The 3798-nt window shown below is 41.3% G+C and carries 1 pseudogene; it reads right to left on the bottom strand.

Going from position 1 to position 3798, the window contains the following annotated elements:
- A pseudogene (locus ACFIK3_RS09025) lies at nt 1–3798 on the bottom strand (hypothetical protein); the annotation flags it as partial.

Genomic DNA, 3798 nt, shown 5'->3' with positions numbered 1-3798 from the left:
CCCTCCATTCGCCACCTTCATAGCTAGCTCCTCCTCCTAAATACATCGCTAGCGTCTGATGCAAGGAATAAAGCTGATTGCCCGTAATCGCCTCTGTCGAACCTTCAGAGATATCGCCATCTAAAACTGACTTCAGTTTGCTCTTACTTCTTTTATCTCCCTTCCCATGAAGCGCTACAAACGCACTGTCTTCATCACTCCACAACAACGCATTCTGCTCAATATTGTCTGAAATCTCATTATGAAGCTTTGTAAATGAATTGCTTACACCGGCAAACGCTTCAGCAATATTGGGATAGCTATGCTCTTCTGGACTACCATCATCATTAAATGTCGTAACTTTGAAAGTAGGTGCTACCCATTGACCATCTTCATAGTGAGCGCCACCACCAAAATAAGTCGCTAGCGTCTGATTCAAGGAATAAAGCTGAGAACCATTCACTGCTTCTGTCGAGCCTTCAGAAAGTGTGCCAGCTTTCACGCCAGAGAGACTACGTGCATCACCATTCATATTTGCAATTGTGATTGCACTACCCTCTTTTTCACCACCTATCTTGATTACCTTCGTAGCATCATCCTGCTTAACAAGACTATCTCCTACAACTCTATTAATCTCATTCTGAAGCTCTTTATGAATATTCGTGAATGAATTCCCTACACCTGCAAACGCTTTAGCAACATCATCATAGCTCTGCTCTTCAACAGCACTACCATCCTCATTAACGGTCTTAACTTTGAAACTTGGAGCTCTCCATTGACCTTCCTTATATTCAGCGCCACCACCTAAAGATTTAGCTATATTCGTAGCTGTTGTTTCAAGATTGTTTGACACACTGCTTACATTTTGATTGGTCGCAAAAAGCTGTGAACCATTCACTGCATCACTCGATGCTTCCGAAAGCGTTCCTGATTTCACACCAGAAAGGATCCGTGCAGCACCATCAATATTCGAAAGCTTAACTTCTGTACCACTCTTTTCACCCCCTACACTAATAACATGTGTCTTTTCATCTTGCTTAACAAGACTATCTCCTACAACTTGGTTAATCTCATTCTTAAGCTCTTTGTGAATATTTGTGAATGAATTCCCTACACCAGCAAATGCTTTGGCAACATCATCATAGCTCTGCTCTTCAACAGCACTGCCATCTTCTTTGACAATCTTAACCTTAAAGCTTGGAGCACTCCATTGACCTTCCTTATATTCAGCGCCACCACCTAAATAAGATGCAACAGTCTTATTCGTATCAAAAAGCTGAGAACCATTGATCGCATCACTTGAGCTTGCAGAAACCTCTCCATTGGAAAGAAACTTAATTTTACTGTTGCCTTTCCCAGCACCCTCTCCATGTGTCGCTACAAACGCATTATCTTCATCACTCCACAACAACGCATTCTGCTTAATATTTTCAGTAACCTCCGTGTTGTTTTGGGTGAACTCTTTTTGAAGATTCTCAAAAGATGTTCCTACACCAGCAAATGCTTCCGATACATTATCATACTTCTTCTCTTCAACTTTAGTACCATCCTCATTAACGGTCTTAACTTTGAAACTTGGAGCTGTCCAAGCGCCACCTGCATAACTAGCATCACCACCTAAAGACTGCGCAACACTGTTACCTAGAGCATATAGCTGATTTCCTGCTACAGCATCGCTTGAGCTAGCAGTAATGTCACCATTTGCAAGCGACGTTATCTTGCTGTTGGTCTTCTCACCGTCTTTTCCTCCATGCGTCGCTACAAACGCCTCTGCGTCCTTATTCCACAACAGCGCATCGCCTTGAACTTCCTGAGTAATATTCGTGACTTTGTCATTAAAGTCTTTAACCACATTCGTGAAAGAATTACCAACACCTGAAAGAGCTTCTGAAACACTATCGTACTCAGCTTCTTCTGATGTGCCATCTTCTTTAAGGTGTGTAACTTTAAATCTAGGCAACAACCATTGATCTTTCTCATACTTAGCATCACCGTTTAAGTACGATGCAAGATCTTTTCCTAAGGAATAAAGTTGGGAGCCATTTACTGCATCTGTCGATTCTTTCGTAATATCTCCTGCCGCAAGGAACTTAATCTTGCTGTTTGTCTTTGCACCATCTTTTTCTCCATGCAAGGCGACAAAAGCACCATCAGCCTTGCTCCATGATAAAGAATCTTGTGCAACTCCTTCTGAAACTTCCTTAATACGAGCGTTGATAGTGCTCATGCTGTCATTAATGTCATTAAACGCACCTGCAACATTATTACTGCTCTTCTTATCACCTTTCGTACCATCATTGCTGAAAGTCTGAATTTGGAAATCCGGATCTTGCCATTCGCCTTTCTCATTATAACCAGCACCTCCACCAAAATAGCCAGCAAACTGTTTTTGCAGATCATAAATCTGTCCACCCGTAATCGCATCACTCGAGCCTGATACTATAGAGCCAGCTGCAAGTGATGTAATCTTACTCTTGCTTTCCTTCTCTCCATGCGTCGCTACAAATGCCTCTGCGTCCTTATCCCACAACAGCGCATCGCCTTGAACTTCCTGAGTAATATTCGTGATGTTTTCAGTAAGTTCATTAAACTTATTCGTTAGGTTGCTATTTACATTCTTGAAATTCGTATCAATGCTTTCAATGGCTAAACCAACATCACTATAGGATTTTTCTACTTCCTCGCCTTTTGCATCAACACTGGATAATTTATAGGTTGGACCCGTGAAAGTACCATCTTTAAAGCTTGTACCTCCACCTAAGTATTCCGCAATATCCTGAGAAACCTTAGAAATCTGACCGCCATTAACCGCATCATGCGAATTCTCACTAATCTGACCTTCGGCAACATTATGCAAACCAACAGATGCAGAACCCTTACCTTTACCCAAAGTCACACTCGCATAATTAGTGATGCCATTATCACCATCTTTTTTATCATAGTGAACAACAGCCGATTCATCAGACTGAAGATTGTTAGAAAGCTTCTCTAAACTTTTATCAAGTTGCTCTTTGTTGACTGCTTCATTATTCTTCGTTGCTTCCTTCACACCGGAAAGTATTCTATCCCCTTTGTCTTTATTTGCGATATTGATTTCACTGCCTTCTACTTCTGTACCAATATTGATAACTTTTGTCTTTTCATCCTGCTTGGCAAGGCTATCACTGACAACATTAGTAATTTCATTGTTAATCTCTTTGCGAACATTGGTGATGGAAGCACCAACTCCAGCCAATGCCTCCGCTACAGTTTTATATTCCTTATCTTCAACATCACTACCATCACCTTTGACAGTTTTAACTTTAAAGCTTGGAGCACTCCATTGACCTTCCTTATATTCAGCGCCACCACCTAAATAAGTTGCAACATTGTCCCCTAAGGAATAAAGCTGACCACCTGTAATTGCGTCCCTTGAATCCTTAGCAATATTACCTTCGGCAACATTATGAAGTGCAACTGGTCCTGCATCCTTACCTTTACCTAAAGTCACACTGCTATAATCAGTTTTACCATCTGCCTGTTTATCGTAGAGAACCACTGCTGAATCATCAGACTGAAGGCTGCTGGAAAGATCCTTCAGACTTTTATCAAGCTGCGCTTTATTGACTGCTTCATTGTCTTTCTCTGCTGCCTTAACACCTGAAAGAATCCTTTCTTCTTTCTTACTGCTGGCAATATTGACTTCTGTACCTTCTACTTCTTTACCAATAGTGATAACTTTCGTCTTATCATCCTGCTTGGCAAGGCTATCACTGACAACATTGGTTACATCATTATGAACATTCGTGATAGAACTCGCAACACCAGCAAATGCTTCCG

It is taken from the genome of Bartonella sp. CB10SXKL, from assembly GCF_042195515.1.
Lineage (GTDB): Bacteria > Pseudomonadota > Alphaproteobacteria > Rhizobiales > Rhizobiaceae > Bartonella.
This window is presented reverse-complemented; position numbering and strand designations above follow the sequence as displayed.